The sequence below is a fragment of the Stenotrophomonas sp. CASM106 genome, from assembly GCF_049384825.1.
In the GTDB taxonomy this organism is placed as follows: domain Bacteria; phylum Pseudomonadota; class Gammaproteobacteria; order Xanthomonadales; family Xanthomonadaceae; genus Stenotrophomonas; species Stenotrophomonas muris.
Genome location: NZ_JBMRFS010000002.1, coordinates 164,541 through 179,349, shown reverse-complemented (window position 1 = coordinate 179,349; position 14,809 = coordinate 164,541). Strand labels below are relative to the sequence as shown.

Below are 14,809 nucleotides of genomic sequence, written 5' to 3'. Positions count from 1 at the left end.
GCCTGCTCCGCAAGAAAAAGGGGACGGAGGGGATTAAGCCGCATTTGCCCCTCCCGCGTCGCATTCTGCATTGGCGACGTGACGCAGGTGTGGTTGGATACGACTTAATCCCCTCCGTCCCCTTTTTCCGTATGAACGTTGTTGACCGCTTTCTGTCTGGCCTGAACCCGCGCCTGCCTGCTGATGACGCCTCGCAATGGATCCACGTCCAGGGCGCCAGCGCCGAAGACCTGCAGCGCCTGCGTGTGCAGTGGCCGCAGGTGCCGGACAGCCTGGTCGAACTGCTGTCGCGCGTGGATGGCACCCACTTCCGCGAGTACCCCGGCGGCGAGGTCTGCGTGCTGATGCTCGGCTCGGACGTGGAGGACGGCGGCTATCCGTACTACCTGCGCTCGGTCGCACAGATCTTCGAGGACCAGCGGCAGTGGGACGACAGCATCCGTTCCATCTATGAAGAATGGCTGGATGACGAACCGGAGATCCTCGGCGAGGGCATCGACGCGGATCTGCCGATGAGCCGTCGGCTGTGCTTCTCGCACTGCATGAACAATGGCGGCACCTCGATGCTGTACCTGGATTTCGATCCCGCACCGGGTGGCACGGTTGGACAGGTGGTGCGCTACCTGCATGATCCGGACAGCTACGCGGTGATCGCGCCCAGCTTCGACGCCTACCTGCAGCAGCTGATTGACGGCGATTACGCGTTCATCGACGAAGATCTGTAGATCCACGCCATGCGTGGATAGCTGCACAGGATCCCGCCGGGGTCAGAGCCCTTTCCTGCGGAAAGGGATCCGACCCCTCACCCGATACCCAGCCCGGAAATCGCGCTGATGCTGTCCGGATCGAAGCCGGCCAGCTCGGCGAAATGACGTCCGCGCGCCACGTAGTCGCGGTATGCACCAAAGCTCGGTGCACCCGGCGACAGCAGCACCACCCCGCCCTGTTCGCCCAGCGCGGCGCGCGCCAAGGCCATCGCCTCGGCGAGATCGCCCGCCGCATGCAGGCCGAAGCGACCGGCGTCGGCCAGCGGCTGCAGCATCGCGTGGATGCGCGGGCCGTTGCTGCCCATGGTCACGATCTCCACCGGCGGCACATCGTGCGCCATGTGCTGCATGAAATCGGTCCAGTCCAGGCCACGGTCATGCCCCCCCACCAGCAGCGCGATTCGCTGGCCGGCGAAGCACTCCAGCGCGGCCAGGCTGGCATGCGGCGTGGTGCTGATCGAATCGTTGACGTAGGTCAGGCCATCGGCCACGCCGATGCGCTGCAGGCGGTTCGGCAGCGGACGGAAGTCCTGCACCGCCGGCGCAAGCGCCGCGGCATCCAGCCCCAGCGCTTCCAGCGCGGCCAGCACCGCGCACAGGTTGCCACGGTTGTGGCGGCCCGGCAGCGGCGTGTTGCGGGTATCAAACACGGCCTGCTCACCGCGATGCACGATGTCGCCGCGCATGTGCCAGCCCTGCGGCTGGTTGAACCAGACCACTTCGCTGTCGGGCAGCGACAGCGCGGCCAGGTGCGGATCGGCGGCATTGAGCACGGCGATGCGCGGTGCGGCTTCAGTCACCAGCCGCAGCTTGTCTTCGATGTAACGCTGTTCGCTGCCGTGCCAGTCCAGGTGTTCCGGGAACAGGTTCAGCACCACCGCCACCTGCGGGCGGCTGCCACTGCGTGCCACCTCACCGGTCTGGTAGCTGGACAGTTCCACCGCCCAGTACTCCGGCGCGGGCTGCGGATCCAGCACTTCCAGCAGCGGCAGGCCGATGTTGCCGACCAGGCCGGTGCGATGGCCGGCGGCACGCAGCAGGTGCGCAACCAGCGCGGTGGTGGTGCTCTTGCCCTTGGTACCGGTCACGCACACGGTGTCGTGCACGATGCCATCGTCGGCCGCGTGTTCGGCGAACCACAGCGCGGTGCCACCAATGAAGCTGGTGCCCTGCCCTGCAGCCGCCAGCGCGATCGGCTGGTAGGGGCTGATGCCGGGCGATTTGATCACCACGTCGAACGCGGCCAGCGCTTCAGCGGAAGGCTCGCCACGCACGTCCAGCGCGCCCTTCGTTTCCGCACGCGCCGCCTCGACCTCGGACGCCGGGCAGAACAGGCTCAATGCCAGCGTGGGCAGGCGCGCGCGCAGCACCGCAAACGCGGCGCGGCCCTCACGGCCCCAGCCCCACAGCGCGACGCGCTTTCCTTCAAGCTTCGAAATCTTCACGCACCCGTTCCCACAGCGCAGCTGGAACACGGTGCTCGCCCTGCAGCTGCAGCAGCGGTGCCAGTTCCAGTTCGGCGGCATCCAGCTGCGGCTGGATCTCGTTGCAGAAGCGCTTCACCAGCACGTCTTCCTTCCACTCCGGGCGCTGTGCCAGGGTCGCCATCGCCGCACGCGATTCGCGGCCTTCGCCCACGCACTCGAACGGCTTGTGGTCCTGGAATTCAAGCAGCGCATCGAAGCCAGCGGCCTGCTCGGCATCGTCCAGCAGGTTGCGGCCGAAGATGCGCACCAGGCGCGTCTTGGGCATGAACGGGGCCAGCGCCAGGAACACGAAATGGCATTTCGGGCAGACGCCGCACCAGCGGTTCACCGGGCGCTCGCCGAGGATGTGGAAGTTGCGGTTGCAACTGGAGAAATGCGCGTCGTAGAAGTCACTCTTGGCGAACTGGCGGGCCACCGCCAGCTCGGACATCGGGCGCAGCAGCGAGTAGTACTGCAGGTCCGCCGCCACGTACTTCTGCACATGGCTACCGAAGGCCTGCTCGCAGGCCCACCCCTTGGACCACTGGTGGTTCACTTCGCCGGTGCCTGGAATCTGGCTGCCGTAGCTGGCCGAGCGCTCGTTGGAGAACACGACCTGGTCCACGCCGTGCAGCAACGCGGCCAGCACCATGATCGCCGAGTTCACCACCGTCACCGGGATATGGCCGTTCCAGGCGCCCTGGCGGTTCAACTCGAACAGTTCCGGTGCCAGCGTGCGGCCCAGGTTCAAGGTCGGCAGGCCAGTGCGCTCGGCGCACGCACGGATCAGCTGCGAGCCACCGATCCAGGTCACGGTCTCGTCCACGCCGGCACGGCGCAGCGCTTCGATGCTGACCAGCGAATCCTTGCCGCCGCCGATGGCCACCAGCGCATGCGGCTGCAGGCCCAGCGCCGGCGCCTGCACGGCCTCGCCCTGCACCGGCAACCGGAAGCGGCCGCGCAGGTTCAGGCCGTTGCGGTAGGCGAATTCGCCCAGGCCGTTGAGGTAAATGGTCTCCACCAGCGCGGCGGTATCGGCATCGATGCTGTAGCTGTCGATGCTGACCGTATCCGGTACGCCGGCCTTGTAGTAGCTGACACCGGCGATCAGGTGCAGCAGCTGCAGCGCGCGCTGCACGGCGGCGCTACGCGCTTCGTCCAGCACGAACGGGGCGCCGGGCACGGTGATGGTTTCCACCATCTCCGGGCCGTCATCGAAGGCGTAGACCAGCCTGGCCACGCCGGTATCCGCGGCGAATTCGCAGCGGACGAAGCGGAAGCGGGAAACCTGGTGTTTGTCGAAAGCAGTCATGGTGTATCCGGTCAGGCACGGGCCCGCGCGATGGCGCGGGGCGTGTCGGTGGGCGGGTGCAGGGCGCGCGCGGTGGTCATTCGATCACGTCTTCGCGCGGCAGCATCCGCTGGTTGTAGGTGTTGGCCATCACATAGCCGTACGCGCCGGCGTCGGCGATCAGCATCACGTCGTCCGGCGCAGTTGACACCGGCAGCTTGCGGCGCTTGCCGAACACATCGCTGGATTCGCAGATCGGGCCGACCACATCGAACGCCGCTTCGGCATAACCACCCTGGCGGCTGAGGTTCTCGATGTCGTGCCAGGCGTCGTACAGCGCCGGGCGCATCAGCGTGTTCATGCCGGCATCCAGGCCCACGCGGCGCACGCCGTCCTTTTCCACCACCTGGGTGGCATGGGTCAGCAGCACGCCCGATTCGGCCACCAGGTAGCGGCCCGGCTCGATCGCCAGGCGGAATGCCGGGTGCAGCGCCTTGACCTCGGCCAGGCCCTCGGCCCAGGCGTCCAGGTCGAACGGCTCGTCTTCGTCGCTGTACGGAATCGGCAGGCCGCCACCGATGTCGATGGTGTGCACGCTGCCGATGCGGCGGGCGAAGCCGGCCAGCTCATCGCACATCAGGCGCCAGTGCTGCGCGGTTTCCACGCCACTGCCCAGGTGCGCATGCAGGCCGACCACGCGGCTGCCCAGCTCGGTGGCCGCGCGCACGAACTCGTCCACGCGGGCGATCGGCAGGCCGAACTTGGACTCCTTGCCGCCGGTGCGGACCTTGGCATGGTGGCCTTCGCCACGCCCCAGGTCGACGCGCAGCCACAGCTCGCGGTTGCGGAACAGGTCCGGCCAGCGCTGCAGCGCTTCGACGTTGTCGACGGTGACGGTCACGCCAAGGGCGAACGCCGCCTCGTACTCGCTGCGCGGGCAGAAGCTGGGAGTGAACAGCACGCGCCGCGGCGACAGCTCCGGCAGGTGCTGGAACACATGCTTCAGCTCGCCGTACGAGACGCACTCCAGCCCGAAGCCCTCGGCTTCCAGCAGCTGCAGGATGGCCGGGTGGCTGTTGGCCTTGATCGCGTAGTAACGCTGGTCGATCGGCTTGATCGCGGCCAGCGCGCGGGCGCGGGCGCGCACCGTCGGCAGGTGGTAGACATAGCGCGGCGTACCGGCATCGGCCAGCTGCAGCAGGTGCGCACGCTGGCCGCGCCACCACGGCGTGCCGCGCGGGCGCACGGTGCCGGCAATCTCGCGCCAGCGCGGGCCGAACACTTCGGTTTCTTCCACCGGCATCGCGCCGCTGTCGATCAGCTCGGCATGCAGGATCGGCAGCAGGCCATCGGCATCGGCCTCGTCGATGACGAAGGTCAGGTTCAGGTCGTTGGACGACTGCGAAATCATGTGCACGCGCTCGCGGCCGAAGGTGGCCCACACGTCCGACAGCTTGTGCAGCAGAGAACGCATGCCACGGCCGACCAGGGTGATCGCCGCGCACGGCACGATCACCTTCACCTTGCAGATCTGCGACAGGTCGGCCGACAGCGCGGCCAGCACATCGGTGTTGACCAGGTTCTCGGACGGATCCAGCGACACGGTGACGTTGGTCTCGGCCGAACCGATCAGGTCCACCGACAGGCCATGCTTCTTGAACAGGTTGAACACATCGGCCAGGAAGCCGACCTGCTGCCACATGCCGATGCCTTCCATCGACACCAGCACGATGCCGTTGCGGCGGCTGATCGCCTTGACGCCTGGTACCGGTGCAGCACTGCCGTCAATGCTGGTGCCCGGCAGTTCCGGACGCTCGGTATCGAGGATGGCCATCGGCACGCCTGCATCGCGGCACGGCTTGATCGAGCGCGGATGCAGCACCTTGGCACCAGTGGTGGCGATTTCCTGCGCCTCGTAGTAGTCCAGGCGGGTCAGCAGGCGCGCGTCCGGCACATCCTTCGGGTTGGCACTGAACATGCCCGGCACATCGGTCCAGATTTCCACGCGGCTGGCGCCGAGCAGCGCGCCGAAGTACGCCGCCGAGGTATCCGAGCCACCACGGCCGAGGATGGCGGTACCGCCATCGGCATGCCGCGAGATGAAACCCTGGGTGATCAGCAGGCGGGTCGGCTGCGCGCGGAAGCGCTGCATCCACTCCGCGTCGGCACGCCACTGGCAGTTCACCGACAGGCGCTGTGACCAGTCGCTCTGGTTCGGCTGCGGCGGCATCGCGTCCAGCCACTGGCGGGCATCCATCCAGCCCATGTCCAGGCCCGAGGCGTGCAGGTAGGCCGCGCCCAGCGTGGACGACAACAGTTCGCCCTGGCCCAGCACTTCGGCCTGCCACTGCAGCGGACGGGTGGCCGCACGCGGGTCGTCGAGCAGGCCCTGCAGTGCCGCCAGGCGCTCGGCCAGTACTTCGCGGCCCAGGCCCAGTTCGGCCAGGAAGCCTTCATGGCGTTCGACCAGCGCGGCCACGCGATCACGGCTGTCCGGCGCGCCATCGGCGATCGCGGTCAGTTCGTTGGTGACCCCGGACAGCGCCGACACCACCACCAGCACGCGCGAGCCGGTCTCTTCCGCGCGTTTTTTCGCCAGCTTCCCGATCGTGTCCCAGCGGTGACGACGCGACACCGAAGTGCCGCCGAACTTCAGTACGATCCAACGATCGACAAGGGGGGAAGCTGACATGGATTGGCTATGTAGAATGTGGGGAAGCCGCCCTTGGGGGCGGAACCTTTGATTCTAAGCGCAATATCCCCGTAGATGGCCCTCCTCCGTTACCTGCAGCTCGATGTCTTCGCCTCCCGCCCCGGAACCGGGAATCCACTGGGTGCCCTCCTGGACGCCGATGCGCTCTCCGGCGAGCAGATGCAGGCCCTGGCCGCCTGGCTGAACCTGTCCGAGACGGTGTTCTTCCTGCGCCCCAGCGCGCCCGGCGCCGACTACCACATCCGCATCTTCACCCCGACCCGTGAGCTGGCCTTCGCCGGCCACCCGAGCGTCGGCGCGGCCTGGGCGGCGGTGAGCTGCGGCCTGGCCCAGCCTCGCGACGGCGCCCTGCTGCAGCAGTGCGCGGCGGGGGTGCTGCCCGTGCGGGTGAGCGGCCCGGCCGAGGCACTCCAGATCCAGCTGGCCAGCCCACCGGCGCGGCAGCTGGCGACTGGCGCAGATGCGGCACCCGAAACACTGCTGGCCCTCGCCGCCAACGGGCACGTGCCCGAACTCTGGGACAACGGCGCGCGCTGGTGGCTGCTGCCGCTGCGCGATGCCGCCGCTGTGCGCGGCCTGGCGCCGGACATGGCCGCCCTGCGTGACTGGAGCCTTGCCACCGAGGCCACCGGCGTGGCCGTATTCGCCGACGAAGCCGGTACCGACCACACCCGTGTGGTGCGCGCATTCTGCCCCGCCGATGCGGCCAGCGTGCCGGAAGATCCGGTCACCGGCAGCGCCAATGCCCTGATCGCTGCCTGGCTGCGGCAGCGCAACGCCCTGCCCGGCCGCGAGGGCCACTACGTGGCCAGCCAGGGCCGCGAAGTCGGCCGCGATGGCCACGTGCAGGTGCAGGTCGACGCGCAGGGCACGGTCTGGATCGGCGGCCAGGTGCAGCCGGTCATCGACGGCCACCTTCGCTGGTAGCGCACGAAAAAAGGGGACGGAGGGAATTAAGTCGCTTATGGCACTTGGGGCACAAGCGACTTAATTCCCTCCGTCCCCTTTTTTGTGCCCCGCGCTACGCTATGCCGCCTGTTTACTGGAGTCCTGCCCGATGTCCACCCGCCGTTTCCTGCAGCTGGATGTGTTCTCCCCGCGCGCCGGTGCCGGCAATCCGCTGGCCGTGGTGCTTGATGCCGAAGGCCTGGACGATGCCAGCATGCAGGCCATTGCGCGCTGGACGCGCCTGCCAGAGACCACCTTCGTGTTCCCGCCGCAGGTCGCAGGCGCCAGCTACCGGCTGCGCATGTTCAGCCCGCAGAAGGAGGTCCCGTTCGCCGGCCATCCCAGCGTCGGCACCGCGCATGCGGTGCTGCAGGCGGGCCTGGCCGCGCCAGTCGACGGCGTGCTCGTGCAGGACGGCATTGCCGGTGCGCTGCCGCTGCGCGTGAACGGTGAGGGCGCGCAGCAGCGCATTGCCATCCGCACCCCGCGCGCGCAGCTGGCGGAGATCGCCGAGGCCACCGACCCGCGCCTGCAGGCGGCGCTGAAGGATTGGCCGCTGGGCTCGCTGCCGCCGGCGCGCATGCAGGGCGGGCGCAGCTGGTGGGTGGTGCAGGTGGCCGATGAAGCGGCACTGCGCGCACTGCGCCCGGACTGGGACGCGGTCGCGGCTCTGGCCGAATCCACCGACAGCATGGGCGTGTTTGCCTACGCCTTCAGCGATGGCAGCGAGGGCTTCGATCTTGCAGTACGTGCCTTCGTCGGCAATGGACGCCGCTTCGAGGACGCCGCCTCCGGCGCGGCTAATGCCGTGCTGGCCGCGTGGCTGGACCTGCGCGATGCGCTGCCCCGAGGCCGTGCACCGTTCGAAGTCAGCCAGGGCCGCGAAGTCGGCCATGACGCGCGCCTGACCCTGCGGGTCGATGAAGACGGCGAGGTCTGGTCGGGCGGGCAGGTGCAGACGGTGATTACCGGCACCCTTGATTGGTGATCGCGCTGGCGGGTGGTAGAGCCGAAGGCAGCGGCAGGAGCCGCTGCCAACGTCGGACGCGACGGCCCGGAGGGTGGCGGCCAGGAAGGCCGCCATAATGCTGGCCGGCTGTTACATGGGCCTCGGCATCATGCGGTTGCCGGCCCGCGGCCGGCACTACCGTGGCTCAGCCCAGTTCGGCTTCCAGGCTGATCGGCACCGCGCTCAGCGCCTTGGACACCGGGCAGTTCTGCTTGGCGTCATCGGCAATGGCACGGAACTGTGCGGCGTCGATGCCCGGCACCACGGCCTTCACCTTCAGCCGGATCTGCGACAGCTGCGGCCCGCCCTCCAGGGACAGATCGACCTTGGCCTCGGTGTCCAGCGAGGTCGGGGTGAAGCCGGCCTCACCAAGCTTGGCCGACAGCGCCATGGTGAAACAGCCGGCGTGCGCGGCGGCGATCAGCTCCTCCGGATTGGTGCCCTTCTCGTCGCCGAAGCGGCTGTTGAAACCGTAGCGGGTCTTGTCCAGCAGCCCGCTCTGCGGCGTGCTCAGCTGTCCCTTGCCCGACTTCAGATCGCCTTCCCAGTGCGCGGTGGCGTGTCGCGAGATTCCCATGTGCTGCTCCTGCGTGGCGGTGATGAACGGCCACTCTCGCACGGGACGCGTTAGCCCTGCGTCGCTCCGCCGCATGCCGCACGTCCGCCGGACATCGGACAGCTGGTCACTTCTTCGCCAGACCGACGTGGACTTTTCCCTTGTTTTCAGTGGTTTCGCACATTCCAGCAACGGGCAGGCAGCAGCCATCGCGCACGCTGCAGCGCCCCCGCCCCCCCACCGCCGGCCATGTACTGAATCGGCCTGGATATGAAAAAACATGCACTTTCCGCGCTTCGGGCTATTGGCGGCGCCCGAGAGTTGCCCTACATTGCGCTTGCCGACGGGGTTCGGCGCCGACCACACAACCAACCGTTCACGGAACAGGAAACCATGGCAAAGACCGCTAAGAAGGCTGCCCCGAAGAAGGCAGTGAAGAAAGTCGCGACGAAGGCAGCCGCCAAGCCGGCCGCTCCGAAGCCGATCAAGGAAGTGCTGACCAAGTCCGGCCTGGTTGCACACATCGCTGAAGCCTCCGGCGTCATCGCCAAGGACGTCCGCGCTGTGCTGGCCTCGCTGGAAAGCGCCGTCGCCTCCTCGGTGCACAAGAAGGGCGCTGGCTCGTTCACCCTGCCGGGCCTGCTGAAGATCACCACCGTCAATGTGCCGGCCAAGCCGAAGCGCAAGGGCATCAACCCGTTCACCAAGGAAGAGCAGTGGTTCGCTGCCAAGCCGGCCACCACCAAGCTGAAGGTGCGTCCGCTGAAGAAGCTGAAGGACGCCGCGCTGTAAGCGCGCGCCCCAACGCGGGTTCCGACGGGACGGCTCTGGCCGTCCCGTTTTTTTTGTCGCACCACACCCCGCAACACAGCGTTGCCGCGGCCCCAGCAATCCCCGTACAGGCCCGCCAGCATTGGCTGCCGGTGCTCCGCAAAGGGCGCGGAACGTACCGGGTGGAACACTGCGTGCAGCGCCGGCCGTCGCCGCCGGCCGTGGCCTTGCCTATGGTGGGCACATCCTCCACAGCTACGGCGAGCACACCCTCATGGCCAGCCCCTCCACCCGCTACCGGATCTCGGTAACCCCGATCGAAAAGGACGGGCTGCAGTGCACCGGGCGCTGCACCATCGAACTGGAACACCGCGCCGGCCGCGACCTGATGCGCCTGCTGGAAGCGGCCCCGCGTACCGCCGGCATCAGTGGCGACGAGCGCGCGACCCTGGTGATCGCCACCCAGCTGCTGCGCGACATCGTACAGCGCCACGCCGAGACCGACGGCCACGCACTGGCTGCCATCGCCGGCCAGGTCCTGCCGGCGCTGGACGCGCTGGAGCAGCTGCCCTCCTCCCGCTGATAGCGGCGCAACCGATACACTGCCGCCCTCCAGGTTGCCTCGGGGAGGAGGCGGGCATGCGCAGGATCCTGTTCCTGATCGCACCACTGGTGCTGCTGGGTTGTTCACGCCCGGCGGCACAGACGAATGATCACATCACGGCAGCGTCCGCTCCCGTCGCCGCAGCAGCGGACACCGGTCCCGGTCCCGTTCCCGCAGCATTGCAGGCGAGCGATATGACGCTGCTGTCCGCCGTCGACGACGGCGCAGAGCCGCCGTCGACGATGCTCAACCGCTACGTCGCCGCACTGCTCAACCGCGACCGCGCCGCCAGCGATGCTGCCTGGACGATCCCACCCGGCGACCCGCGGCATGCAGACGACGCCGCGCTGCGGCAGCTGCAGGACCTGCGCACGCTGCGCCTGCACAGCGATACCCCGATCGCCCGAGATGACCGGCAGCCACCGCGGCTGCTTGAAGTCCCTGTGCAGATCCGTGCGGCCACCGCCAATGGCACGTTCCGCTTCGGCGGCTGGTACCGCGTGCAGCCCAGCAGCGATGGCAGCGCCTGGCAGATCCAGTCGGCACAGCTGCGTCCAACGCTGGACTGAACCGTTGCAGCGGCATGCACGCGCGATTCAGCCTGCGCGGCTACTCTTTGATCCATCCATCTGCTTCCCACCGGTCACCGACATGCGCCTGCGTTCCCTGATGACCCGCCTCGCGGCCTCCACCGTGCTGATCGCCGCTGCGATCGGTGCACAGGCGGCTCCCTCCATTTCCGGCCGCGAACTGTCGGTGGGCGCCAGCGACGTGCAGCAGTACCTCGATGGCAGCTTCCCGCGCACCCAGGACGCCCTCGGCGGCCTGATCGCCCTGACCATGAGCCACCCGCAGCTGAGCCTTCCGGCCGGCGAACGGTTGAACCTGGGCATGGACGTCGCGCTGGCCACCGCCGGCGGCAACCCGGCCCGACTGGGCACGGTGAAGCTCAGCAGCGGCCTGCGCTACGACGCGCAGACCCAGGGCTTCCACCTGCAGCAGCCGAGCGTGGATGACTTCACCCCGGCCAACCAGGGCGGCCGCCTCGACTCGCGCACCCGTGGCCTGCTCAATGCGTGGCTGAGCGACTACGCCCAGCGCGAACCGATCTACAAGCTGGACCCGGCCGTGGCCGGGGTGCTCGGCGCCCTGCAGGTGCAGTCGGCACAGGTGAAGAACGGCAAGCTGGTGGTCACTTTCAACCAGAACCTGGGCAACCTGGTACCGGCAGGCGTGCTGGGCAAATGAGGTGGTGCCGGCCGCTGGCCGGCAGCACGTCACTGCATCTGCCGGCCAGCGGCCGGCACTACCGGTAGCGCATCAGGCGGCAAGCGCTTTTACCACCGCCTCGCTGAAAGCCGGAATGTCATCCGGCTTGCGGCTGGTGATGACGTTGCCGTCGACCACCACCTCGGCATCGCGCCATGTCGCACCCGCGTTCGCCAGATCCTGCTGCAGGGAAGGCCAGGAGGTCAGCTCGCGGCCATCGGCCAGGCCGCTGTTGATCAGCAGCCACGGGCCATGGCAGATCGCCGCCACGGGCTTGCCGGCTTCATCCACTGAACGGATGAAGGCCAGTACGGCATCATCGGTGCGCAGTGTGTCCGGATTGATGACCCCGCCGGGCAGAACCACCGCATCGAAGCGTGCAGGATCCGCCTCATCCAACGGGATATCCACCGCGACGGCGTCGCCCCAGTTCTTCTCCTTCCAGCCCTTGATCGTCGCTTCCTTTGCGGGCGAGACCACGCTGACGCGCGCCCCTTCCGCTTCCAGCAAACGCTTGGGTTCGATCAGTTCAGACTGTTCGAAGCCGTGGGTGGCAAGGATGGCAATCTGCTTGCCCTTCAATCGCTCTGCCATGGAGGCACTCCGGTTGGGGGAGCCTACAGAATGGAAGAACGGCCCTTGCGCGGCGGTGACCCTGTCGTGCACGGCAGGTGGAGAGCCGCCGGGTGGTGCCGGCCGCTGGCCGGCACCTGGATTGCGCCTTGCCGGCCGGCGGCCGGCACTACCCGGTACCGATCAGCGCTTGGGCTGCAGCATCGTGCCGGTGCACTTGGGCGAGCCGCAACGGCACTCCCAGATCTTCTTCAGCTTGGCGGTGTGGCGCTCGGCCAGGGTGATGCCGTAGTTGTAGGTCAGCTCCTCGCCGGCCTTGATATCACGCAGTGCCTCGATGAACACCTTGTCGCCCCGGCTGTCGCCGTCCTCGTCCTCCTCGATCACCGCCTCGCAGTTCGGGTCGCAGCTGTGGTTTATCCACCGCGCGTCGTTGCCCTTGTAGTTGGCGTCGATCACCCAGTCATCGTTGAGGGTGAACAGGAAGGTATGGCCACTTTCGACGTCGCCGCTGTCATCGGCATCGACATCACCGTGGCTGCGCAGCAGGCCCTTGTACTGGATCACGCGCTCGCCCTGCTTGATCGGGGCCACGGCGAACACGCCGTTGCCATGGATGGCGGACTTGCGGGCTTGGATCTTCTTCGGCATCGGCGCGGGCTGTTTGCAGCGAATGGAATGGGGATTCTCGCCCATTCCGGGTGATTGCGAAAATCACCCCGTTGGCGCAGCATTGCGCCCCGGCAACGGCCGCGGTGTGTCCTCCCGGCCTGGCCCAAGCGCCGGCTGAATGCCCGGGTTGGATGGTGGCGAATAAAAGCGTACAATTTCAGTCCGCTTTAAGAACCACTCGCATCCCCATGTTGCGCGTCACCAAACTCACCGATTACGCCACCGTCGTGCTGACCGTGCTCGCCGCCCGTCCGGGCGAAGTGCTCAGTGCCACCGAGCTGGCCGAATTCACCGGTCTGGAGCCGCCCACCGTCAGCAAGGTGCTCAAGCCACTGGCCCAGGCCGGCCTGGTCGAAGGCCTGCGTGGCGTCCGTGGCGGCTACCGCCTGACCCGCCCGGCCATCGAGATCTCGCTGTTCGAAGTGGTCGAAGCGATGGAAGGGCCACTGGCCCTGACCGAATGCAGCCACGACCACCACCAGTGCGGCATGGCGCCCAAGTGCGGCGCGCGCAGCAGCTGGCGGCTGATCAACGACGTGGTCTCCGAGGCCCTGCGCGATGTCACCCTCGCGCAGATCCTGCCCCCTCTCCCCCTTGCCGATGACGAACAGCGCCGCACCATCGCTGTCGACGTCGTCTCCTGATCCGTAGGCAGCCCCCATGGCCACCGAAACCATCGAAAACGTCGCCCACGACGACACCCCCAACCGCGAGATCCACGAGCAGCTCGGCCGCAAGTATTCGGCCGGCTTCATCACCGAGATCGAGTCGGACTCCCTGCCGCCGGGCCTGGACGAGGACACCATCCGTGCCCTGTCGGCCAAGAAGGACGAGCCGGAGTGGATGACGCAGTGGCGCCTGGATGCCTACCGCCACTTCCTGACCCTGCCGATGCCGGACTGGGCCAAGCTGGAGATCGCGCCGATCGACCTGCAGGCGCTCAGCTACTACTCCGCGCCGAAGGGCCCGAAGTACGCCTCGCTGGATGATGTGCCGAAGGAACTGCTCGACACCTACGACAAGCTGGGCGTGCCGCTGCACGAGCGCGCCAAGCTGGCCGGCGTGGCGGTGGATGCGGTGTTCGACTCGGTATCCGTGGGCACCACCTTCCGCAAGGAACTGGCCGAGAAGGGCGTGATCTTCTGCTCGATGTCCGAGGCCATCAAGGAACACCCGGCGCTGGTGCGCCAGTACCTGGGCACCGTGGTGCCGGTCGGTGACAACTACTTCGCCGCGCTCAACTCGGCGGTGTTCTCCGATGGCAGCTTCGTGTTCATTCCCAAGGGCGTGCGCTGCCCGATGGAACTGAGCACCTATTTCCGCATCAACGCCGGCCACACCGGCCAGTTCGAGCGCACCCTGATCGTGTGCGAGGACAAGGCCTACGTCTCCTACCTGGAAGGCTGCACCGCGCCGATGCGCGATGAGAACCAGCTGCACGCCGCGGTGGTCGAGCTGGTCGCGCTGGAAGATGCGGAGATCAAGTACTCCACGGTGCAGAACTGGTACCCGGGCGACGAGAACGGCGTCGGTGGCATCTACAACTTCGTGACCAAGCGTGCCGAATGCCGTGGCGCGCGCAGCAAGGTCACCTGGACCCAGGTCGAGACCGGCTCGGCGATCACCTGGAAGTACCCGTCCTGCGTGCTGCTGGGCGACGATTCGGTCGGTGAGTTCCACTCGGTCGCGCTGACCCATCACCGCCAGCAGGCCGACACCGGCACCAAGATGATCCATGTCGGCAAGCGCACCAAGAGCAAGATCGTCAGCAAGGGCATCAGCGCCGGCCGTGGCCAGAACACCTACCGCGGCCTGGTGCGGGTGGACCGCAACGCCGAGGGCGCGCGCAACTACACCCAGTGCGACTCGCTGCTGATCGGCAAGCAGTGCGGCGCGCACACCTTCCCCTACATCGAGGTGAAGAACCCGGGCGCCACCGTCGAGCACGAGGCGACCACTTCCAAGATCTCCGATGACCAGCTGTTCTACTGCCGCGCCCGTGGCATCAGCCAGGAAGACGCGGTGTCGATGATCGTCGACGGCTTCTGCAAGCAGGTGTTCCGCGAACTGCCGATGGAGTTCGCGGTGGAAGCCAAGAAGCTGCTGGAAGTCTCGCTGGAAGGTTCGGTGGGCTGACCGCCCGCCCCTGCCCCTCGCAAACGCATTCTCT

Annotated in this window: 15 protein-coding genes; 9 read left to right on the top strand and 6 right to left on the bottom strand. The window is 67.5% G+C overall.

The genetic code is table 11. The features are described 5' to 3' along the window. Window positions 1-131: 131 nt before the first annotated feature. Window positions 132-725 carry an SMI1/KNR4 family protein gene (locus VG556_RS04600; RefSeq protein ID WP_100449585.1) on the top strand — a complete coding sequence of 198 codons (594 nt, stop codon included), beginning with the start codon at window positions 132-134 and terminating at the stop codon, window positions 723-725. 77 nt (window positions 726-802) lie between these two features. Here VG556_RS04600 and murD read toward each other — a convergent pair whose 3' ends face one another. From murD to VG556_RS04585, 3 genes are all read right to left on the bottom strand, one after another. Further along, window positions 803-2,212, bottom strand: a complete 1,410-nt coding sequence (gene murD, locus VG556_RS04595; RefSeq protein WP_100449584.1) for a UDP-N-acetylmuramoyl-L-alanine--D-glutamate ligase — start codon at window positions 2,210-2,212, stop codon at window positions 803-805. After that, the gene (gene murL / locus VG556_RS04590) at window positions 2,193-3,545 is read right to left on the bottom strand and encodes a UDP-N-acetyl-alpha-D-muramoyl-L-alanyl-L-glutamate epimerase (protein WP_100449583.1); all 1,353 of its coding nucleotides are present in this window, start codon (window positions 3,543-3,545) and stop codon (window positions 2,193-2,195) included. The genes murD and murL overlap by 20 nt, the downstream gene beginning before the upstream one ends. Window positions 3,546-3,621: 76 nt before the next feature. Continuing rightward, window positions 3,622-6,216, bottom strand: a complete 2,595-nt coding sequence (locus VG556_RS04585) for a bifunctional aspartate kinase/diaminopimelate decarboxylase (RefSeq protein ID WP_046429381.1) — start codon at window positions 6,214-6,216, stop codon at window positions 3,622-3,624. Window positions 6,217-6,291: 75 nt separating this feature from the next. Here VG556_RS04585 and VG556_RS04580 point away from each other — a divergent pair, with 75 nt between their 5' ends. Both VG556_RS04580 and VG556_RS04575 read left to right on the top strand, forming a co-directional pair. Then, window positions 6,292-7,164 carry a PhzF family phenazine biosynthesis protein gene (locus VG556_RS04580; protein ID WP_014646278.1) on the top strand — a complete coding sequence of 291 codons (873 nt, stop codon included), beginning with the start codon at window positions 6,292-6,294 and terminating at the stop codon, window positions 7,162-7,164. A 130-nt stretch (window positions 7,165-7,294) separates the two neighbouring features. Beyond that, window positions 7,295-8,173: a PhzF family phenazine biosynthesis protein gene (locus VG556_RS04575; protein WP_100449582.1), complete on the top strand. Its 879-nt coding sequence runs from the start codon at window positions 7,295-7,297 to the stop codon at window positions 8,171-8,173. A gap of 166 nt (window positions 8,174-8,339) precedes the next feature. Here the strand turns inward: VG556_RS04575 and VG556_RS04570 are convergent, their stop codons facing one another. Next, window positions 8,340-8,771 (bottom strand): OsmC family protein, encoded by a 432-nt coding sequence (locus tag VG556_RS04570; protein WP_014646276.1) that lies wholly within the window; start codon window positions 8,769-8,771, stop codon window positions 8,340-8,342. A gap of 372 nt (window positions 8,772-9,143) precedes the next feature. Between VG556_RS04570 and VG556_RS04565 the strand changes: the two genes are divergently transcribed. The 4 genes from VG556_RS04565 (at window position 9,144) to VG556_RS04550 (ending at window position 11,373) form a co-directional block, all read left to right on the top strand. Next, window positions 9,144-9,542 carry an HU family DNA-binding protein gene (locus VG556_RS04565; RefSeq protein WP_010483539.1) on the top strand — a complete coding sequence of 133 codons (399 nt, stop codon included), beginning with the start codon at window positions 9,144-9,146 and terminating at the stop codon, window positions 9,540-9,542. A gap of 253 nt (window positions 9,543-9,795) precedes the next feature. After that, on the top strand, window positions 9,796-10,104 hold the full coding sequence (locus VG556_RS04560; protein ID WP_014646275.1) for a DUF3861 family protein: 309 nt from the start codon (window positions 9,796-9,798) through the stop codon (window positions 10,102-10,104). Between the two features lie 56 nt (window positions 10,105-10,160). Then, a complete protein-coding gene (locus VG556_RS04555; protein WP_100449581.1) occupies window positions 10,161-10,694 on the top strand; it encodes a hypothetical protein in 534 nt (177 codons plus the stop codon). A gap of 82 nt (window positions 10,695-10,776) precedes the next feature. Then, window positions 10,777-11,373 (top strand): DUF1439 domain-containing protein, encoded by a 597-nt coding sequence (locus VG556_RS04550; RefSeq protein WP_014036282.1) that lies wholly within the window; start codon window positions 10,777-10,779, stop codon window positions 11,371-11,373. A gap of 72 nt (window positions 11,374-11,445) precedes the next feature. Here the strand turns inward: VG556_RS04550 and VG556_RS04545 are convergent, their stop codons facing one another. Both VG556_RS04545 and VG556_RS04540 read right to left on the bottom strand, forming a co-directional pair. Beyond that, on the bottom strand, window positions 11,446-11,988 hold the full coding sequence (locus VG556_RS04545) for a type 1 glutamine amidotransferase domain-containing protein (protein ID WP_032957815.1): 543 nt from the start codon (window positions 11,986-11,988) through the stop codon (window positions 11,446-11,448). Between the two features lie 162 nt (window positions 11,989-12,150). Further along, window positions 12,151-12,618, bottom strand: a complete 468-nt coding sequence (locus VG556_RS04540; protein ID WP_012479369.1) for an SET domain-containing protein — start codon at window positions 12,616-12,618, stop codon at window positions 12,151-12,153. 209 nt (window positions 12,619-12,827) lie between these two features. Between VG556_RS04540 and VG556_RS04535 the strand changes: the two genes are divergently transcribed. Together VG556_RS04535 and sufB are read left to right on the top strand one after the other, a co-directional pair. Continuing rightward, complete coding sequence (locus tag VG556_RS04535; protein ID WP_005408436.1) at window positions 12,828-13,283, top strand: SUF system Fe-S cluster assembly regulator; 456 nt, start codon at window positions 12,828-12,830, stop codon at window positions 13,281-13,283. A 16-nt stretch (window positions 13,284-13,299) separates the two neighbouring features. Beyond that, complete coding sequence (gene sufB, locus VG556_RS04530) at window positions 13,300-14,775, top strand: Fe-S cluster assembly protein SufB (protein ID WP_014646271.1); 1,476 nt, start codon at window positions 13,300-13,302, stop codon at window positions 14,773-14,775. The last annotated feature ends 34 nt before the right edge of the window (window positions 14,776-14,809 follow it).

What these genes read in the sequence shown, in the direction of transcription:
- murL (WP_100449583.1), bottom strand. Translation starts at nt 3,545, where the DNA reads ATGACTGCTTTCGACAAACACCAGGTTTCCCGCTTCCGCTTCGTCCGC.
- VG556_RS04600 (WP_100449585.1), top strand. Translation starts at nt 132, where the DNA reads ATGAACGTTGTTGACCGCTTTCTGTCTGGCCTGAACCCGCGCCTGCCT.
- VG556_RS04570 (WP_014646276.1), bottom strand. Translation starts at nt 8,771, where the DNA reads ATGGGAATCTCGCGACACGCCACCGCGCACTGGGAAGGCGATCTGAAG.
- VG556_RS04585 (WP_046429381.1), bottom strand. Translation starts at nt 6,216, where the DNA reads ATGTCAGCTTCCCCCCTTGTCGATCGTTGGATCGTACTGAAGTTCGGC.
- VG556_RS04535 (WP_005408436.1), top strand. Translation starts at nt 12,828, where the DNA reads ATGTTGCGCGTCACCAAACTCACCGATTACGCCACCGTCGTGCTGACC.
- VG556_RS04575 (WP_100449582.1), top strand. Translation starts at nt 7,295, where the DNA reads ATGTCCACCCGCCGTTTCCTGCAGCTGGATGTGTTCTCCCCGCGCGCC.
- VG556_RS04565 (WP_010483539.1), top strand. Translation starts at nt 9,144, where the DNA reads ATGGCAAAGACCGCTAAGAAGGCTGCCCCGAAGAAGGCAGTGAAGAAA.
- VG556_RS04580 (WP_014646278.1), top strand. Translation starts at nt 6,292, where the DNA reads ATGGCCCTCCTCCGTTACCTGCAGCTCGATGTCTTCGCCTCCCGCCCC.
- VG556_RS04545 (WP_032957815.1), bottom strand. Translation starts at nt 11,988, where the DNA reads ATGGCAGAGCGATTGAAGGGCAAGCAGATTGCCATCCTTGCCACCCAC.
- VG556_RS04560 (WP_014646275.1), top strand. Translation starts at nt 9,796, where the DNA reads ATGGCCAGCCCCTCCACCCGCTACCGGATCTCGGTAACCCCGATCGAA.
- VG556_RS04555 (WP_100449581.1), top strand. Translation starts at nt 10,161, where the DNA reads ATGCGCAGGATCCTGTTCCTGATCGCACCACTGGTGCTGCTGGGTTGT.
- VG556_RS04540 (WP_012479369.1), bottom strand. Translation starts at nt 12,618, where the DNA reads ATGCCGAAGAAGATCCAAGCCCGCAAGTCCGCCATCCATGGCAACGGC.
- sufB (WP_014646271.1), top strand. Translation starts at nt 13,300, where the DNA reads ATGGCCACCGAAACCATCGAAAACGTCGCCCACGACGACACCCCCAAC.
- VG556_RS04550 (WP_014036282.1), top strand. Translation starts at nt 10,777, where the DNA reads ATGCGCCTGCGTTCCCTGATGACCCGCCTCGCGGCCTCCACCGTGCTG.